General features: G+C 39.5%; 17 protein-coding genes. 12 read left to right on the top strand and 5 right to left on the bottom strand.

Annotated elements, in window-relative coordinates; genetic code table 11:
* Positions 1-67: 67 nt before the first annotated feature.
* The 3 genes from IL355_RS12080 to IL355_RS12070 are packed head-to-tail and all read left to right on the top strand — an operon-like array spanning position 68 to position 4,706.
* Positions 68-2,467: a glycoside hydrolase family 31 protein gene (locus tag IL355_RS12080; protein ID WP_192462374.1), complete on the top strand. Its 2,400-nt coding sequence runs from the start codon at positions 68-70 to the stop codon at positions 2,465-2,467.
* A 40-nt stretch (positions 2,468-2,507) separates the two neighbouring features.
* Positions 2,508-3,317: a M48 family metallopeptidase gene (locus IL355_RS12075; RefSeq protein WP_192462373.1), complete on the top strand. Its 810-nt coding sequence runs from the start codon at positions 2,508-2,510 to the stop codon at positions 3,315-3,317.
* 60 nt (positions 3,318-3,377) lie between these two features.
* On the top strand, positions 3,378-4,706 hold the full coding sequence (locus tag IL355_RS12070; protein ID WP_192462372.1) for an MFS transporter: 1,329 nt from the start codon (positions 3,378-3,380) through the stop codon (positions 4,704-4,706).
* A 46-nt stretch (positions 4,707-4,752) separates the two neighbouring features.
* On the opposite strand, the gene IL355_RS12065 is transcribed toward IL355_RS12070, so the two are convergent.
* The 4 genes from IL355_RS12065 to IL355_RS12050 are packed head-to-tail and all read right to left on the bottom strand — an operon-like array spanning position 4,753 to position 7,709.
* The gene (locus tag IL355_RS12065; protein ID WP_192462371.1) at positions 4,753-5,478 is read right to left on the bottom strand and encodes a head GIN domain-containing protein; all 726 of its coding nucleotides are present in this window, start codon (positions 5,476-5,478) and stop codon (positions 4,753-4,755) included.
* Between the two features lie 42 nt (positions 5,479-5,520).
* Positions 5,521-6,612 carry a hypothetical protein gene (locus IL355_RS12060; protein WP_192462485.1) on the bottom strand — a complete coding sequence of 364 codons (1,092 nt, stop codon included), beginning with the start codon at positions 6,610-6,612 and terminating at the stop codon, positions 5,521-5,523.
* Positions 6,593-7,153, bottom strand: a complete 561-nt coding sequence (locus IL355_RS12055; protein WP_192462370.1) for a hypothetical protein — start codon at positions 7,151-7,153, stop codon at positions 6,593-6,595. The genes IL355_RS12060 and IL355_RS12055 overlap by 20 nt, the downstream gene beginning before the upstream one ends.
* Before the next feature lies 1 nt (position 7,154).
* On the bottom strand, positions 7,155-7,709 hold the full coding sequence (locus tag IL355_RS12050; RefSeq protein WP_192462369.1) for an RNA polymerase sigma factor: 555 nt from the start codon (positions 7,707-7,709) through the stop codon (positions 7,155-7,157).
* Between the two features lie 230 nt (positions 7,710-7,939).
* Between IL355_RS12050 and lon the strand changes: the two genes are divergently transcribed.
* Complete coding sequence (gene lon / locus IL355_RS12045; protein ID WP_192462484.1) at positions 7,940-10,390, top strand: endopeptidase La; 2,451 nt, start codon at positions 7,940-7,942, stop codon at positions 10,388-10,390.
* Positions 10,390-11,085, top strand: a complete 696-nt coding sequence (gene cmk / locus IL355_RS12040; protein WP_192462368.1) for a (d)CMP kinase — start codon at positions 10,390-10,392, stop codon at positions 11,083-11,085. Before lon ends, cmk begins: the two co-directional genes overlap by 1 nt.
* A gap of 47 nt (positions 11,086-11,132) precedes the next feature.
* On the opposite strand, the gene IL355_RS12035 is transcribed toward cmk, so the two are convergent.
* Positions 11,133-11,513, bottom strand: coding sequence for a LysM peptidoglycan-binding domain-containing protein (locus IL355_RS12035; protein WP_192462367.1), 381 nt, complete (start codon positions 11,511-11,513; stop codon positions 11,133-11,135).
* Between the two features lie 265 nt (positions 11,514-11,778).
* Here IL355_RS12035 and rpsA point away from each other — a divergent pair, with 265 nt between their 5' ends.
* The 7 genes from rpsA to pdxH all read left to right on the top strand — a co-directional run bounded on the left by rpsA (position 11,779) and on the right by pdxH (position 17,686).
* Positions 11,779-13,599, top strand: a complete 1,821-nt coding sequence (rpsA, locus tag IL355_RS12030) for a 30S ribosomal protein S1 (protein ID WP_187458966.1) — start codon at positions 11,779-11,781, stop codon at positions 13,597-13,599.
* Between the two features lie 188 nt (positions 13,600-13,787).
* The gene (gene pyrR, locus IL355_RS12025; protein ID WP_192462366.1) at positions 13,788-14,327 is read left to right on the top strand and encodes a bifunctional pyr operon transcriptional regulator/uracil phosphoribosyltransferase PyrR; all 540 of its coding nucleotides are present in this window, start codon (positions 13,788-13,790) and stop codon (positions 14,325-14,327) included.
* 2 nt (positions 14,328-14,329) lie between these two features.
* Positions 14,330-15,256 (top strand): aspartate carbamoyltransferase catalytic subunit, encoded by a 927-nt coding sequence (locus IL355_RS12020; RefSeq protein WP_192462365.1) that lies wholly within the window; start codon positions 14,330-14,332, stop codon positions 15,254-15,256.
* Positions 15,257-15,261: 5 nt separating this feature from the next.
* A complete protein-coding gene (locus IL355_RS12015; RefSeq protein ID WP_192462364.1) occupies positions 15,262-15,594 on the top strand; it encodes a ribonuclease Z in 333 nt (110 codons plus the stop codon).
* Positions 15,591-16,064: a DUF3291 domain-containing protein gene (locus IL355_RS12010; protein ID WP_192462363.1), complete on the top strand. Its 474-nt coding sequence runs from the start codon at positions 15,591-15,593 to the stop codon at positions 16,062-16,064. The genes IL355_RS12015 and IL355_RS12010 overlap by 4 nt, the downstream gene beginning before the upstream one ends.
* Complete coding sequence (locus IL355_RS12005) at positions 16,064-16,969, top strand: ribonuclease Z (protein ID WP_192462362.1); 906 nt, start codon at positions 16,064-16,066, stop codon at positions 16,967-16,969. Before IL355_RS12010 ends, IL355_RS12005 begins: the two co-directional genes overlap by 1 nt.
* Before the next feature lie 69 nt (positions 16,970-17,038).
* Positions 17,039-17,686 (top strand): pyridoxamine 5'-phosphate oxidase, encoded by a 648-nt coding sequence (gene pdxH / locus IL355_RS12000; protein WP_192462361.1) that lies wholly within the window; start codon positions 17,039-17,041, stop codon positions 17,684-17,686.
* Positions 17,687-17,691 lie beyond the last annotated feature (5 nt).

Here is a 17,691-nt window from a genome sequence, read left to right as displayed (position 1 = left end):
AAGGAATAATTCATTTCGTAAATAGGCGGCAAAGTCTTTTTTTTGTAGGGCTTATAAAAGAATCCACATGATAACTAATACAGAATTAGAATATAAAGGTAATCTTTACCCTAATCAGATTGTAGATTATATAAGGGATAAGGATAAGTTTTACTTCACTACCGATAACGGTGTTATTCTGGAGGTAACGGTTATTCAGGATAGGACAATTAGATTCAGGTACGCTACTGAAAACAATTTTCAGCCAGATTTTTCATATGCCATTGATCCAGATGCCAAACGTGGGTACAACCATATTCAGGTATTGGAGACCGAAACGGAATACATTATAGAAACTGCCAAACTTCAGATTTTGGTAGATAAAAAAACATTAAGGAAGCAAATATCCGATTTAAACGGAACCATCATCAATGAGGATGAGCTTGGTTTTCATTGGGAGGAAAACTATGAATACGGTGGTAATACCGTGAAGATGAGCAAAATGACCCAGGCAACAGAAAGTTTTTATGGCATGGGTGATAAGGCCAGCCATAGCAATCTGAAAGGAAAACGGGTAAATAACTGGGTCATGGATCAGTATGCTTTTGGAAAAGATCAAGACCCACTTTATAAGGCAATACCTTTTTATGTAGGTCTGCATAGTGGACAGGCCTACGGAATATTCTTTGATAATAGTTTTAGAACCCAATTTGATTTTGCCCATGAGAGAAGGAATACCACAAGCTTCTGGGCAGATGGCGGTGAAATGAACTATTATTTTTTCTATGGGCCTGAAATGTTCAAAGTAGTAAGGGCCTATTCCAACATCACGGGAGTACCAGAATTACCACCACTTTGGGCTTTAGGTTATCATCAATCCAAATGGAGCTACTTTCCGGAAAGTAATGTCAAAGACATAGCAAAACAGTTTAGAGATTTAAAAATTCCTTGTGATGCCATCTATTTGGATATTGATTATATGGATGGTTTTAGGTGCTTTACATGGGATAAAAATAAATTTCCAGATCCCAAAAAAATGATCAAGGACCTTAAGAAAGACGGCTTTAAAACCGTTGCCATGATCGACCCGGGTATCAAAATCGATAAGGATTATTGGGTTTACCAAGAGGCCATGGAAAATGACTATTTCTGTAAAAGGGCAGATGGTCCGTATATGAAGGGCAAGGTTTGGCCTGGTGAGTGTCACTTTCCAGACTTCACCAATCCAGAAGTAAGGGAATGGTGGGCAGAACTATATAAGGAGCTTATGACCGAAATTGGGGTACATGCTGTCTGGAATGATATGAACGAGCCTGCGGTAATGGAGGTCCCTACCAAAACGGCACCTTTGGATACCCGCCATGATTATGATGGCCATCCCTGTAGTCATAGAAAGGCCCATAATATATATGGTATGCAGATGGTAAGGGCTACCTATAACGGAGTTAAGAAGTATGTTTATCCCAAAAGGCCCATGGTAATAACCCGTGCCGCTTTTGCGGGGACCCAACGTTTTTCTTCTACTTGGACAGGAGACAATGTGGCTACTTGGGAGCACCTTTGGATAGCCAACGTACAGGTACAGCGCATGTGTATGAGCGGTTACTCTTTTGTAGGATCGGATATAGGGGGGTTTGCCGAGCAACCCAGTGGTGAATTGTTTGCTAGATGGGTTCAATTGGGAGTTTTTCATCCCTTCTGCAGGGTTCACTCCAGCGGGGATCACGGAGATCAGGAACCTTGGTCTTTTGGAACAGAGATTACAAATATTGTTAGAAAGTTTATAGAACTACGCTATCAATTGTTGCCTTATCTCTATACCATGTTCTGGCGTTATTCCAAGGAAGGAAAACCCATTATACAACCCATTGTCTGTTTTGATCAAGAAGATATGCAAACCCATTTTAGAACCGATGAGTTTATTTTTGGGGAACAGATTTTGGTTTGTCCGGTTCAAGAACCTAACGCCCAAGGAAGGCGAATGTATATACCGCGAGGTAATTGGTACAATTATTGGAACGATGAGATTGTTGAAGGAGGAAAGGAAAAATGGGTGGCCGCAGAATTGGACAGTATGCCATTATTCGTGAAGGAAGGAGCGATTGTACCTAAATATCCTGTTCAACAATATGTAGGGGAATTAGAGATTGAACAACTTGTTTTAGAGGTTTACTTTAAAATAGGGGATGAGACTTCTACCATTTATGAGGATGCTAATGACGGTTATGATTATGAAAATGGGAAGTATAGTCTTCGGAACTTTAAATTGTTGGGCAAGGACAAGGAGTTGACCATACAGCAATTTAAAGATGGAGGCTTTGTAACCAGTTATGAGACATTTAAAATAATCTTACATGGGCTTCCGTTTGAGGTTAAATGTATTGAGGTAGATAATGAAGAAGTTGATCTTGAGGAGGTATGGTCTGCAGAAGAGGGCAGCATTCAAGTGAGCAAAGAATTTACGCAATTACGAATAACGGAAAGTTGATATTTAGTTTACTTTGTACTTGTAAATAAACACCACCATTATGAAAAAATTAATTTTAGCACTTGCTGTATTTCTAGGAGTGGCAGCTTGTAAGACCAATCCGTTTACGGGTAAAAAGGTATTGAACTTTTATCCGAACAGTCAAATTTTTCCCATGGCATTTGCCCAGTATGACCAATTCTTAACGGAGAATAATGTAATAGAGAATTCCTCCGAAGCAAAGATGATTACCAAGGTAGGCCAGCGTATTTCTTCCGCTGCGGAAAGATGGTTGACCGCCAATGGCTATGCCGGCTATTTAAAGGATTATAAATGGGAATATAATTTGGTAAAAGATGAAACTGTAAATGCTTGGTGTATGCCAGGCGGTAAAATTGTTTTTTATACGGGTATTCTACCCATCACACAAAATGAGACGGGGGTAGCAGTAGTAATGGGTCACGAGGTTGCCCATGCATTGGCAGATCACGGAGCCCAGCGAATGAGTGCCGGTACGTTACAGCAACTTGGTGCTGTTGCCGGTAATGTGGCCATTCAAGATCCACAGAAAAGAAATATATTCAATCAGGCCTACGGCGTTGGTTCCCAGGTAGGGGTGATGCTACCGTTTAGTAGAAGCCACGAAACCGAAGCTGACAGAATAGGGCTGCAGATCATGGCAATTGCCGGATACAATCCGGATGAAGCCGCTGAACTTTGGAAAAGAATGAAAGCCAATAGCGGTGGCCAGGCCCCGCCGGAATTTATGAGTACGCACCCTTCCAATGATACGCGAATTGCTAATTTAACACAGTGGGCGCCATTGGCAAGAGCAGAGGCCAAAAAATTTGGAGTCACCTCTTTTGAGTGATTGCATTGAATAATGTATATTTAAAACCGTTCCCTTTAGGAACGGTTTTTTTATGTGATTATGGGAAAAACAATAGCTGTCAAAGGCAGTAATAAACTACTCAACGCCTGGGCGTTTTACGACTGGGCCAATTCCGTCTATAACTTAGTAATTTCCTCTGCCGTCTTTCCTATATTTTACGGGGCTTTGACCTTGGTGAAGGATGCGGACGGTAAGGTCATAAGTGACCGCGTTCAATTTTTGGGAACCGACTTCAACAATGATACCCTTATTAGTTATGTAACGGCCGCGGCATTTTTGGTTGTTTCTTTTTTGAGTCCTCTACTTTCCGGAATTGCGGATTATGTGGGGAACAAGAAAGTCTTTATGAAATTCTTTTGCTACCTGGGAGCTGTTTCTTGCATTGGGCTGTTTTGGTTCAATATGGATTTTCTATGGTTTGGGCTCCTATGTTATTTTTTGGCGTTGATAGGGTTTTGGGGAAGTATCGTTTTCTATAATTCTTATCTACCGGATATCGCTTTTCCCGAGCAGCAAGATTCTATCAGTGCTAAAGGCTATTCGCTCGGTTATATAGGCAGTGTCATTTTACTTGTTATTTGCTTGGTGATGATTTTGGGCTATGAAACCTTTGGTTTTAAAGATGAAGGACTGCCCACCAGGCTCTCCTTTATACTAACGGGATTGTGGTGGATAGGTTTTAGCCAATATACTTATTACCATCTTCCAAAAGGGAATAAGAAAGAATCTTTCACAAAAGATCTATTATTCAATGGTTTTAGGGAGCTAAAGTCCATATGGCAAAAAATTAAATTGAATATACCTCTTAAAAGATATTTGGGCGCGTTTTTCGTTTACAGCATGGCCGTGCAGACAATAATGCTTATTGCTACGTATTTTGGTATTGAAGAATTGGATTGGGGCGAAACCAACTCTACTACAGGACTCATTGTAAGTATTTTATTGATTCAAATTGTGGCCATTTTAGGGGCTTTTTTAACCTCTAGAGCTTCCGGGAAATTTGGAAACATTAAAACTTTAATGGTTCTTAATCTGATTTGGATCATCATTTGTGTATTCGCGTACTTCATAACCACACCTATGGAGTTTTATATAACTGCTGCCGTTGTTGGTCTGGTGATGGGGGGAATTCAGGCATTGTCCAGATCAACCTATTCAAAGCTTCTGCCCGGTGATGCTATAGACACCACCTCTTATTTTAGTTTTTACGATGTCTCTGAAAAAATTGGCATTGTCATTGGAATGGCTTGTTACGGATATGTCGCTCAAGTAACCGGAAGTATTAGAGGTTCCATTATTTTTTTCGGTATTTTCTTTTTTGTGGGTTTGCTATTGTTGACGAGGGTAAATAAAAAAGCCTCTAATTAAAGAGGCTTGTTGGTTGACTGATTTTCGCTTTTTGATGTAATTTCTTTTATGCTTTCGTGATATCTCCCGAGCCGGAGGTTTTGGTATCCACTTTTTTTGGATTTCCCTTGTAACTGATATCTCCCGAACCGGAAACCCTAGCTTTTAAAGATTCGTTTACCGTAATCTTGATGTCTGCGGAACCTGAAATGGTGGCTTCTACATGATCGGCCTCCAAGTCGTAGGCCTTAATATCACCTGAACCGGAGATAGTGGCATCAAAATCGCCAGTTCTTCCGCTCAAAACGATGTCACCGGAACCGGACATGGCCGCAGAAATAGACTCGGCTTGAATATCTAAACTGATATCACCGGATCCGCTCATACTGGTCTTAAAATCTGTTGTTTTAATGGTTGTTTTACCAACAATATCACCAGAACCGGAAAGTGCAACAGCATCTATACTTTCCACGGGAACAATAATACTAATCCCACCACTCATTTTAGAAGGTTTAAGGTTATATCCTTTTTCTACTTTTATGGATAATTTGCCGTTGGATACGCTAGTAACTACATGTTCCAAAAGATTGGATTCTCCCTTGAGCTCTAATTTACCTTCTTCACCGCTTACCAGTTCAACATCAAACCAGCCGGAAACGCCTATAGACTCATAGTCTCCTACACTTCTGTTATCAGTGGTCATAGCTCCATTTCCCTTTATGGTTTTTCCCCATTGAGAATGAACGGAAATGCTTAGCGTGGCGAATAATAAAAATGTAATTGTTTTTTTCATGATGATTGTTGTTATTTCTTTTTAAAGATGTTGATTGATTTCTTAGTTTTTGTAGAATGATATTCCTCCATAAGAACTATTAATTGATATGGAATTGGAGGTATTCGAGTTACCGTAATGGCCCTTGTAGTAGTTATTATTGTTTTTTTCTTCGCTGATCATTATTTCAAAGTCATCTTTTCCCTTTACCCCGGCATAGGAAGTTTTGATTTCAAAATTAAAATGATAGTTAGGGTCATAACCAATTTTTAGACTTGTATAATCACTATTAATTAACATGTTACCTGCATCGGAGGCCATTTTTTCTAGTTTTAATGTACCATAATCCGCAGAAATATCAACATTGCCATGTATAGTGCCTAATTGAACGTTTATATAATCTCCACGGCCGTAAATATTGTGGGCCTCATCTACTTCAATTTTGCCATAGTCGCTGTCATATTCAAGGTTTTTCATACTCCCAACAGCGGAATTGGTATAATCTGCACTTATGATCAAATTCCCAGCCTTTTCAATTTTAAATCCGGAATAATCAGCCGAAATCTTACCACTGTTCATGTATTCGATACTGGAGTTGGAAGTATAATCGAAACTTAATTGATTGTTTCTGCCGCGGAGCTCGCCTATATCCAGCCTTCCGTAATCACAGCTAATTTTAGCGTGCCCATCAACACGGTCTATGATTATGCCACCGTAGTCATTATCGAGGTTGATATTTGCCTTTACGGGTAGTTTAATGGTGTAATTCACTTGCATGTTGACATTGTTCTTCTTTCCCCAGCTCCATCCCCAGCTACTATTGTTGTTGTTGAAATTCGTTCGGGCCGAAACTTCATTGGGAGAATTTTCAAAATCTACCGTAATCTCTTTAAGTCTTTGGGCTACTTTTTCTTCATTACTGCCATTGGTCTTGATATGTACCTCAATTACCATTCGGTTTTCGTTCCAAGAGACCAAGTTGAGGTTACCGTAACTGTTGTTCACTTTTAGAAGGGCATCCGCATTTACATTGAACTCCTTTTTAATGGTTTTTTCCTTGGTGTATTTTCCTTTGAATTTACCGTTATGTGCCAACCCTAGAAAAGGCAATAGTAATAAAAGGAATGTCAACTTTTTAAATAGTACTATTTTCATCATCGTAATTTTCTGGTTTTTTAATGCTTTCAATTCTTGCGAGAACATCTTGCAACAAATCTATTCTTGTTTGAAAGTTGGTGATCATGGCACTAAGGATCAATTTGCTGTTCCCGCCGTTGACCAAATCTTGCTCAAGACCTTTATAGTCGTGCTCTAGCTTAGTGAGTTGGTTCATGGCGTCATCAACCAATTGTTTGGTTTCGGGTGAACTGGCATTTTTTAACTCGGTAAGCTGCTCTTCGATCAAACTAGCAAAATAGAATTCCGTTTTTGAAACTTCCGGGGAAATTTCCGCTACTTGCTCATCAATTGAGCTACTGCTAGTTAAATTCAAAAAGGTGAAGATGCCAACAAGCAAAATGCAAGCTGCTATACTAAAAGGTTTCCACCAATTAGTCCTTTTGGCTTTTATTGGAATAGTTCTTTGATGAGAACTTAGTTTTTCCAAAAACCTTTTTTCATGCTCTCTAGAAGGATTCTCAACATCAAATTCTCCTTGTAGATTTTCAAACAGTATGTCTAGTTCATCTTTTTTCATATCAAGCACAGATCAATTTTTTCCTAAGACTTTCCTTTGCTCTTGAAATGGTAGTTCTGCAATTGGCATAACTTATGTTCAAGATTTCGCTTATTTCTTCATAATCATACCCTTCAATAAGATGTAGGGTCAAAGAAACACGATAATTGTCCTTTAGTCCTTTCATGGTTTCCATCACTTTTTGAGCCTTCAGTTCCGTTATTCCATGAGAATCAAGGGCAACATCATTGCTGTCTTCAACCCTGTACAATACATCTTCAAGTGCAACCTCTTTCTTTTTTTTTTGCTTTTTGTAATGGTAAATACTGTTGTTGATTACAATGCGCTTTAGCCAAGCTCCAAATGCTACCTCCCCCTTAAATGTCTGCAGTTTCGTAAACGCGTTCAGAAACGATTCTTGCATAATATCTTCGGCTTCGTCTCTTTGTTTCACTATTCTCAAAGCAGTATTGTACATAGCTTTGTAATAGCGGTTGTACACTTCTAACTGTGCACTTGGCCTGCCTTTAAGGCACTCTTGTAATAACGAATCAATATGTTCCCTTTTGTGGCTCAAAAAGTGGATGTTTGTTTTATAGATGAAACAAGTTATGGATTGTTACAGTTTGGATAAAGAAATTTTTGTTTCCTTATAAAATATGTGGCACAACAATTGTCCTTAGGCAGGTGCAATAAAGCCCCCGTTTATGCGAAATGTTATCTACACAGGGCTTTTCAAGGATTAGGAACAATTGAATGAATTGGGATTTCTGTTCAGCTAATGACAGAATGACCGGAAATGATATTATGGGAGATTCTAAATTTTCAAATTTTGACAATATGTCGCTTCACGGTATAGATGAAGATGCAGAGTTAATACCACTTTTGACACCCGAAGATGAGGAGGAAATGAACAATGAGGTACTGCCGGAAACCTTACCTATTTTACCTTTGAAAAATACGGTGCTTTTTCCCGGGGTTGTTATCCCAATAACAGCTGGTAGGGACACTTCTATCAATTTAATAAAGGACGCCAACAATGGTTCAAAAGTAATCGGGGTAGTTGCCCAAAAAGATGAGGCGACTGAAAATCCAAAACCTGCTGATATTAACGTTTTAGGTACGGTAGCTAGAATTCTTAGGGTCTTAAAAATGCCCGATGGGAATACTACCGTAATCCTTCAAGGGAAAAAGCGCTTTGAAATAGCCGAAGTACTTACCGAGAAACCTTACATGACGGCCACGGTTAGGGAGGTTACTGAAGATAGGGAAGATCAGCACAGTCAAGAATTTTTGGCCATTATTGAATCCATTAAGGAATTGGCCTTAAAGATAATCAGGGATAACCCAAATATTCCAAGTGAGGCCTCCTTTGCCATTAAAAATATTCAGAGCAACTCTTTTCTAATCAATTTTGTATCCTCCAATCTTAATTTAGATGTCAAGGAGAAGCAGGAATTATTGGAAATCGGTAGTTTGAGGGAAAGAGCTCTTGCTACCTTAAAATACATGAATCTTGAACTTCAGAAACTGGAGCTCAAAAATGATATTCAGACCAAGGTTCGTAATGATTTGGACCAGCAGCAACGCGAATATTTCCTCCATCAGCAGATGAAAACCATTCAAGAAGAATTGGGTGGAGTTTCCCATGATGATGAATTGTTGGAAATGCGTGAAAAGGCCAAGAAAAAGAAATGGAGCAAAAAAGTAGGTGAACACTTTGAGAAGGAACTCGCCAAAATGCAGCGTATGAACCCGCAGGTGGCCGAATATTCCATTCAAAGAAATTACCTTGATTTATTTCTTGATTTGCCTTGGAACGAATTTTCCAAGGATAAGTTCGATTTAAAACGTGCGCAAAAAATATTGGACCGTGACCACTACGGACTGGAAGACGTTAAGAAGCGAATCATAGAATACCTAGCCGTTCTGAAATTGAGGAATGATATGAAGTCTCCTATTCTTTGCTTGTACGGGCCTCCAGGGGTTGGTAAAACCTCCTTGGGTAAATCAGTTGCAGAGGCTTTGGGCAGGGAATATGTTCGTATGTCACTTGGTGGTTTACGGGATGAAGCAGAAATAAGAGGTCACAGAAAGACTTATATAGGTGCCATGCCCGGAAGAATCGTTCAGAGCCTGAAAAAAGCTGGTACTTCCAATCCTGTATTTATTTTGGATGAAATCGACAAGCTTTCAAGTAGTCATCAAGGGGACCCATCTTCTGCTATGTTGGAAGTTTTGGACCCCGAACAAAACGGGGAGTTCTATGATAATTTCTTGGAAATGGGCTATGACCTTTCCAAAGTAATGTTCATTGCTACCGCCAATAATTTGAGTACGATTCAACCGGCCTTGAGGGACCGAATGGAAATTATCAATGTGACGGGCTATACGATTGAAGAGAAAGTTGAAATTGCCAAACGACACTTGCTTCCTAAACAATTAAAAGAACACGGACTTTCATCTAAGGATTTGAGAATTGGAAAACCGCAATTGGAAAAAATCGTTGAAGGCTATACCCGGGAATCCGGGGTGCGTAGTTTGGAGAAGCAAATTGCCAAAATGGTTCGTTATGCGGCCACCAACATTGCTACCGAAGAGGAATACGATATTAAGGTTTCCAATGAAATCGTTGAAAAAGTATTGGGTCCTGCACGATTGGAAAGGGATAAATACGAAAACAACGATGTTGCCGGTGTAGTGACCGGTCTGGCATGGACCAGTGTTGGAGGTGATATTTTATTTATTGAATCCATCTTATCCAAAGGTAAAGGCGGATTGAACATTACCGGAAATCTGGGTAAAGTAATGAAGGAATCGGCCACCATCGCCTTGGAATATATAAAATCCAATGCAGATAGGTTTGGTATTGATTTTGGGGTTTTTGAGAAATACAATGTTCATATCCACGTTCCCGAAGGGGCAACACCTAAAGACGGACCAAGTGCCGGTATCACCATGTTAACTTCCTTGGTTTCTTTGTTCACCCAAAAGAAAGTAAAGAAAAGTATTGCCATGACGGGAGAAATTACCTTGAGGGGCAAAGTGCTTCCAGTTGGTGGAATCAAAGAAAAAATATTGGCAGCCAAAAGAGCTAGAATCAAGGAAATCATTCTTTGCAAGGATAATGAAAAGGACATTCTAGAAATTAAAAAAGAGTATCTTAAGGGTCTTAAATTTCATTACGTGAGTGATATGCATGAGGTTATAGATATAGCTATCACCGCACAGAAAGTGAAGAACGCCAAAACGCTCTAATGCAGAAAATAGCCATAGCCATAGACGGTTATTCATCCACTGGAAAAAGTACGCTTGCCAAGCAATTGGCAAAGGCCCTCAACTATAAATATATAGATACAGGAGCCATGTACAGGGCAGTAACCCTGTTTGCCATGCAAAATGGCTTTATTTCGGATGGAATGGAGGATTTAGGGGCGTTGGTGAAATTATTGCCATCCATTAAGTTGAACTTTGTGCCTAATGAGGAGTTAGGTTTTTCCGAAATTTACTTGAATGGTGAGAATGTGGAAAAGGAAATTCGTACGCTTCAGGTGTCCCAATTTGTAAGTAGGGTGGCAGAAGTGGAGCAAGTACGCCACAAACTCGTTGAAATGCAGAAAGCCTTGGGCAGGGAAAAAGGTATTGTAATGGACGGTAGGGATATTGGTACCGTTGTTTTTCCGGATGCGGAACTAAAGGTTTTTATGACCGCTTCTCCCCAAGCTCGTGCTACACGTAGATATAAGGAGTTGTTGGATAGGGGTGACCGAGTGAGCTATGAAGAAGTGTTGGAGAATGTTCAGAAACGCGATTTTATCGACTCCAACCGTGAATTTTCGCCCTTAAGAAAAGCGGAAGATGCCATAGAGTTTGATAACAGTGATATGGGCTTGGTGGAACAGTTTGAACGTTTACATAGCATTGCACTCAGGTGCCTGGAAAAAGTACAATAAAAAAAGGTCTTCAATTGAAGACCTTTTTTATCCCTTTGTTCTAAGGATTATAGGTTGGGAATAACCAATTCTTGGTCAGGATGAATAACATCTGGGTTTTTAAGGATATTGGTATTTGCATCAAAAATTTGCTTGTATTTCATAGGGTCGCCATAATATCTTTTGGCAATCTTACTTAGGGATTCCCCACTTTTCACGGTGTGTCTTGCATAAACGGAGGTATCGCCTACGGTAATGTTAGCCATAATATCGCTAGGGCTTTCACCACCTATTTCCTTTATTTTGTCCCAAAGAAGGTTCTTTTCGTATTGGGTTGCAGCTTCGCCTTTTACCTTTAAGACATCACCTTCTACCCGTACATCACCGTCTTTGATTCCTAATTCTTCGCCAAGGTCTAAAACAGGTTGATATTTTGCTTTTACGCTCATGATTTTGAGTTTTATTAGTGGTTAATAATTCATTGTTCAAGATAGGTATATTTGTTGTATCGGGCACCAAAATCCTTAAAATTCTAAAATTATCCCCAAACCTCTAAAAATAAGCTTGGTGAAGTGAAGATAAAGCCTTATTTTTGCACACCTTTTTTGCAAAGAAATCAAGAGGAAAAGGTATTTGGAAAAACAAACTTATAACATCTTCTGCGAGAATTGTTTAACTCTTGGCTCATCGTAGAATACAAATTTAAATCAGCACATGGCTGAAGAAAAAAACACAGTTGAGGTAGAAGAAACTGCCGCAGCACCACAAGAAACTCCTAAGCAAGACCCAAAAGAATTTTTGGAAAACTTTGACTGGGAGAAGTATGAAGAGGGAATTGAGCGCGTTGATGACTCTAAATTGGAAGAGTTTGAAAAGCTAGTTGCCGAAAACTTTGTGGATACCGCAGATGAAGAAGTGGTGGAAGGAAAGGTAGTTTACTTGACCGATCGTGAAGCGATCATTGACATTAATGCCAAGTCTGAAGGTGTTATCTCCTTGAACGAGTTTAGGTATAACCCAGATTTAAAGGTGGGTGACAAGGTAGAGGTCTTGATCGATATTCGTGAAGACAAGAGTGGCCAGTTGGTTCTTTCGCACAGAAAGGCCAGAACCATTATGGCTTGGGATCGTGTTAATGCGGCCCACGATAAAGAAGAAATCGTAAGTGGTTTTGTTAAGTGCAGAACCAAAGGTGGTATGATCGTAGATGTATTTGGTATTGAAGCGTTCTTGCCTGGTTCACAAATTGATGTAAAACCGATCAGGGATTACGATCAGTACGTTGGAAAAACTATGGAATTCAAAGTGGTTAAAATCAACCACGAATTCAAAAACGTTGTTGTTTCCCACAAAGCACTTATCGAGGCTGATATTGAAGAGCAGAAGAAAGAAATCATTAGCCAACTTGAAAAAGGACAAGTATTGGAAGGTGTTGTTAAAAACATTACTTCTTACGGTGTCTTTGTTGATCTTGGTGGTGTTGATGGATTGGTACACATTACCGACCTTTCTTGGAGCCGTATCAACCATCCGAACGAAGTTGTGGAACTTGATCAGAAAATCAATGTGGTTATCCTTGACTTTGATGAGAACAAGTCTCGTATCCAGTTAGGTATGAAGCAATTGGAGAAACATCCTTGGGATGCTCTTAGCGACGATATCAAAATTGGAGATAAAGTTAAAGGTAAGGTAGTTGTAATTGCAGATTACGGTGCGTTCATTGAAGTTGTTGAAGGAGTTGAAGGATTGATCCACGTATCTGAAATGTCTTGGTCTACTCACTTACGTTCAGCACAGGATTTTGTTAACGTTGGTGATGAGGTAGAAGCGGTTGTTCTTACTTTGGATAGAGAAGATCGTAAGATGTCTCTTGGTATCAAGCAATTGACTCCAGACCCATGGACGGATATTACTTCTAAATACCCTGTTGGTTCAAGACATAAAGGTATTGTTAGAAACTTTACCAACTTTGGTGTGTTTGTAGAAATGGAAGAAGGAATTGACGGGTTGATCTATATCTCCGATCTTTCTTGGACTAAGAAAATCAAGCATCCATCTGAGTTTGTAAATGTTGGTGATACTATGGAAGTTGAAGTTCTTGAGTTGGATGTGGAAGGTCGTAAGCTAAGCTTGGGCCATAAGCAAACTACGGAGAACCCTTGGGACAAGTACGAGCAAGAATTTGCTGAAGGTACCGTTCACAAGGCGGCTATTACAGACGTAGTTGATAAAGGTGCTACCATTGAGTTCAATGAGGATATTACTGCATTTGTTCCTCAACGTCATATGGAGAAAGAAGACGGTTCTAAACTTTCTAAAGGTGAAGAGGCCGAATTCAGAATCATTGAGTTCAATAAAGACTTTAAGCGTGTAGTTGCTAGTCACACTGCTATCTTCCGTGAAGAAGAGCAGCGTAACATTAAAGCGGCTCAGAAAAAAGCTGCTGCTGCGGCTGATGAGGCTAAACCTACTTTAGGAGATGCCAATGAAGCGCTTCAAGCATTGAAAGATAAAATGGAAGCCGGTAAGAAATAAGCTTTTGTTGAATATATTTCAAGGCCCTACCGTTTATTCGGTAGGGCTTTTTTTATATCTAAACCTTGGTGATTGAAGATAAAAGTCGCATTTTAAACGGTTTATAAGTAATGGTTTCGGTCTTGAACAAACATTGTCAATTTTAACTAGAATTCCCTATTTTTGTTCAGCTAATCCAATAGGGCACTATGGGTCAAAAAGTACTTCTTTCCGAAAAGGAAATCAATATCATACTTCATCGTTTGGCCTGTCAGTTATTGGAAAATCACCTTGATTTTAAGGATACGGCTTTAGTAGGAATACAGCCGAGGGGCACTTTCGTTGCTCAAAGACTTACCAAAATTTTAAAGGAGGAATACGGAGTAAAACACGTAGACCTAGGTTTTCTGGATATTACTTTTTATCGTGATGATTTTAGAAGGGGAGAAAAGCCCCTGGAAGCTAATAAAACCAAAATAGACTTTCTGGTTGAGGATAGAAAGGTGGTATTCGTTGATGATGTATTGTATACAGGACGTAGTATCAGGGCAGCCCTAACCGCCATTCAATCTTTTGGTAGACCTTCGGAAATTGAGCTTTTAACATTAATAGATCGGAGGTTTAGCAGGCATTTGCCCATTCAACCGAATTATAGAGGAAGACAGGTAGATGCCATTAATGAGGAAAAGGTAAAGGTTCACTGGAGGGAAAACGAAGGCGAAGACGTAATTTATCTAATAAATAAATAACAATGAGCGAATTAAGTGTAAAGCACTTATTGGGTATAAAATATCTAAACGAAAAGGATATACAGCTCATTTTTGAGACGGCAGATCATTTTAAAGAGGTCATCAACCGATCTATAAAAAAGGTTCCTTCGCTAAGGGATATTACCATCGCCAATATTTTCTTTGAAAACAGTACCCGTACCAAGCTTTCTTTTGAACTGGCAGAAAAACGACTTTCAGCAGATGTCATTAATTTTTCGGCAGGCCAGTCATCGGTAAAAAAGGGGGAGACTTTAATAGATACCGTAAATAATATCCTATCCATGAAAGTGGATATGGTGGTAATGAGGCATCCGAACCCTGGAGCAGGAATTTTTCTGTCCAAACATGTTAACGCATCTATAGTTAATGCGGGGGACGGGGCGCATGAGCACCCAACCCAAGCCTTGTTGGATTCCTACTCCATACGTGAAAAACTAGGGGATGTTAGTGGTAAAAATGTAGTGATCGTCGGGGATATTTTACATTCTAGAGTAGCGCTCAGTAATATTTTTGCCCTTAAACTTCAAGGAGCAAATGTAAAAGTGTGTGGACCAAAAACACTTTTACCCAAATATGTGGAGTCACTTGGAGTGGAGGTGGAAACAGATTTAAGAAAGGCCTTGAATTGGTGTGATGTGGCCAACATGTTGCGTATACAGAATGAGAGGCTTGATATTAGTTATTTTCCAACGACCAGAGAGTACACACAGCAATTTGGTGTCAACAAAAAACTGCTTGACAGTCTTGATAAAGAAATTGTGATAATGCACCCAGGTCCAATAAATAGGGGTGTTGAGATCACTACCGATGTTGCCGATTCCAAACAATCAATTATTTTGAATCAAGTTGAGAACGGTGTTGCCATACGTATGGCCGTAATTTACCTTTTAGCGTCTAAAATTAAATAACAGTTATGATATTTGATTCCAATGGGTCTACTACCGTTGTTTTTCAGGAAAAAACAACGTTGTCAACTTTTCTTCAAAATTTAAATGATGCTTATCCCAAGTTAAAGAATGAGCATATAGTTGTTAACCTGTTTTCCTTTTCTAATTTGACGTCTGACGATGTTTTGGAATTTCTACAACTATCCGATAACCATAAAAAAAACAATAAATCATTTGTATTGGTAACCGATAAAGTTTCCTATGATGATGTCCCGGACACCATTTGTGTAGTACCTACTTTACAGGAAGCACATGACATTATTGAAATGGAAGAAATAGAAAGGGATTTAGAGTTATGAGTGAATTTCATCTAGCGCAGGTAAATATTGCAAAAATGTTAAAACCTATTGGTAGCCCGGTAATGGAGGGGTTTGTCAATAATTTAGATCGTATTAATGGTATTGCGGAAAACAGCCCGGGATACGTTTGGAGATTGAAAGGAGATGAAAATAACGCCACGGCCTTGCGTGTATTTGAAGATGATTTTTTAATCATTAATATGTCCGTTTGGGAATCTAAAGAGGCTTTGTTCAATTTTACCTATGCTTCTCAACATGCCGGTGTGTTGAGACGAAAAAAAGAATGGTTTTACAATTTGAGTGAAATGCATATGTGCTTATGGTATGTGGAGAAAGGCTCAATGCCTACACCGGAAGAAGCCAAAAAACGACTACAATACTTAAAGGACCATGGGGAGACTCCGTATGCGTTCAGTTTTAAGGGCAAGTATACGGTAGAGGAAGCCCATAATTACAAACCCAAAAATTAATGAGGCTTACGATTCTTGGTTGTTATGCGGCTACACCGCGCACTTTAACAAATCCAACTTCTCAGGTACTTGAAATTAAAAACCATTTGTTTTTAATAGACTGTGGGGAAGGTACACAAGTGCAGCTTCGCAAGAATAAAGTGAAATTCTCTAGAATTGAGCATATATTCATATCTCATTTACATGGAGACCATTTTTTTGGACTCCCGGGTCTCATATCTACCTTTAGACTTTTGGGAAGGGAAAAAGAATTGCATATTCATGGACCAAAAGGAATTAAGGAGGCTATTTTGCTGCTTTTAAAATTAGGGGATTCGTGGACCAACTATCCACTTTTCTTCCATGAACTTACGGAAAAAGAGCCCCAACTTGTCTATGAAGATGAAACTGTGACGGTCACTACTATCCCCTTGGATCACAGGGTGTACACCAATGGTTTTTTATTTAGGGAAAAGCCCGGCGATCGTAAACTCAATGTAGAGGCGATGGCCAAGTATAAGGTGGATAAGGCTTATTTTAGAAATATAAAAAAGGGAAAAGACGTAACTTTGGATGATGGAACCGTAGTTGCAAATGACCAACTCACCTTAGACCCTCCGGAACCAAAAAGCTACGCATTTTGTAGTGATACGGCTTACAATCCGGAAATTGTCAGTCAGATTTCAAAGGTAGATGCTCTTTATCATGAATCCACTTTCTTGGAATCCGAAGCTAAATTCTCCCTTAAAACAAAGCATGCCACTGCTAAAGAAGCGGCCTCAATTGCCCAACAGGCAGATGTTGGTGCGCTGGTTCTTGGGCACTATTCTACAAGGTATAAATCCATAGAATTATTTAAAAAAGAAGCCGAAGAGATTTTTCCCAATGTATTTTTAGGAGACGATGGAAAAGTTTTTGAGTTTTAGCGCTTACAGACTTTCTGAATTCTATTCTTTTGCTGAAATTTGATACAGTAGATTTATACACCCTGTACAATGCAAAAAGACTTAGGAGAATACCGAAAATCTTATGAAAAAAGCGAGCTGACCGAAGACGTTTTACCATCCTTACCAATTGAATTATTTGAAAGGTGGTTTATGGAAACCGAAGCACAAGGTCAGGTGGAGGAGCCAAATGCAATGACCATTTCTACCATTGGTTTGGATGGGTACCCCAAAAGCCGGGTGGTTTTGTTGAAGGAATTTAATTCTGAAGGATTTGTTTTTTACACGAATTATGAAAGTGAGAAGGGTAAATCTATTGCTGCTAACAATAAGGTTTGTCTTTCCTTCTTTTGGCCTGCCATGGAGCGCCAAGTAATTATAAAGGGGCAAGCACAAAAAGTGGATGGTATGACCTCGGATGCCTATTTTAATTCCAGACCTGAAGGTAGCAAATTAGGGGCTTGGGCCTCTGAACAAAGTACGGTAATCCCTTCACGTAAATTCTTGGAAAACAGGCTGGAGAAACTGGAAAAGAAATTTGAGGGTACAGAAATCAAGAGACCGGAGCACTGGGGAGGGTATTTGGTAATTCCGGAAGAGATGGAGTTTTGGCAAGGAAGGGCCAATCGCTTGCACGATAGGATTCTGTATTCTGAAGAGGAGAGTGGTGTGTGGAACATAGAGCGTTTATCGCCCTAATTACA

Source organism: Euzebyella saccharophila (genome assembly GCF_014855495.1).
GTDB classification, from domain to species: domain Bacteria; phylum Bacteroidota; class Bacteroidia; order Flavobacteriales; family Flavobacteriaceae; genus Euzebyella; species Euzebyella saccharophila.
Note: the sequence above shows the minus strand (reverse complement) of the source record. Positions and strands in the feature narration are given on the sequence as shown.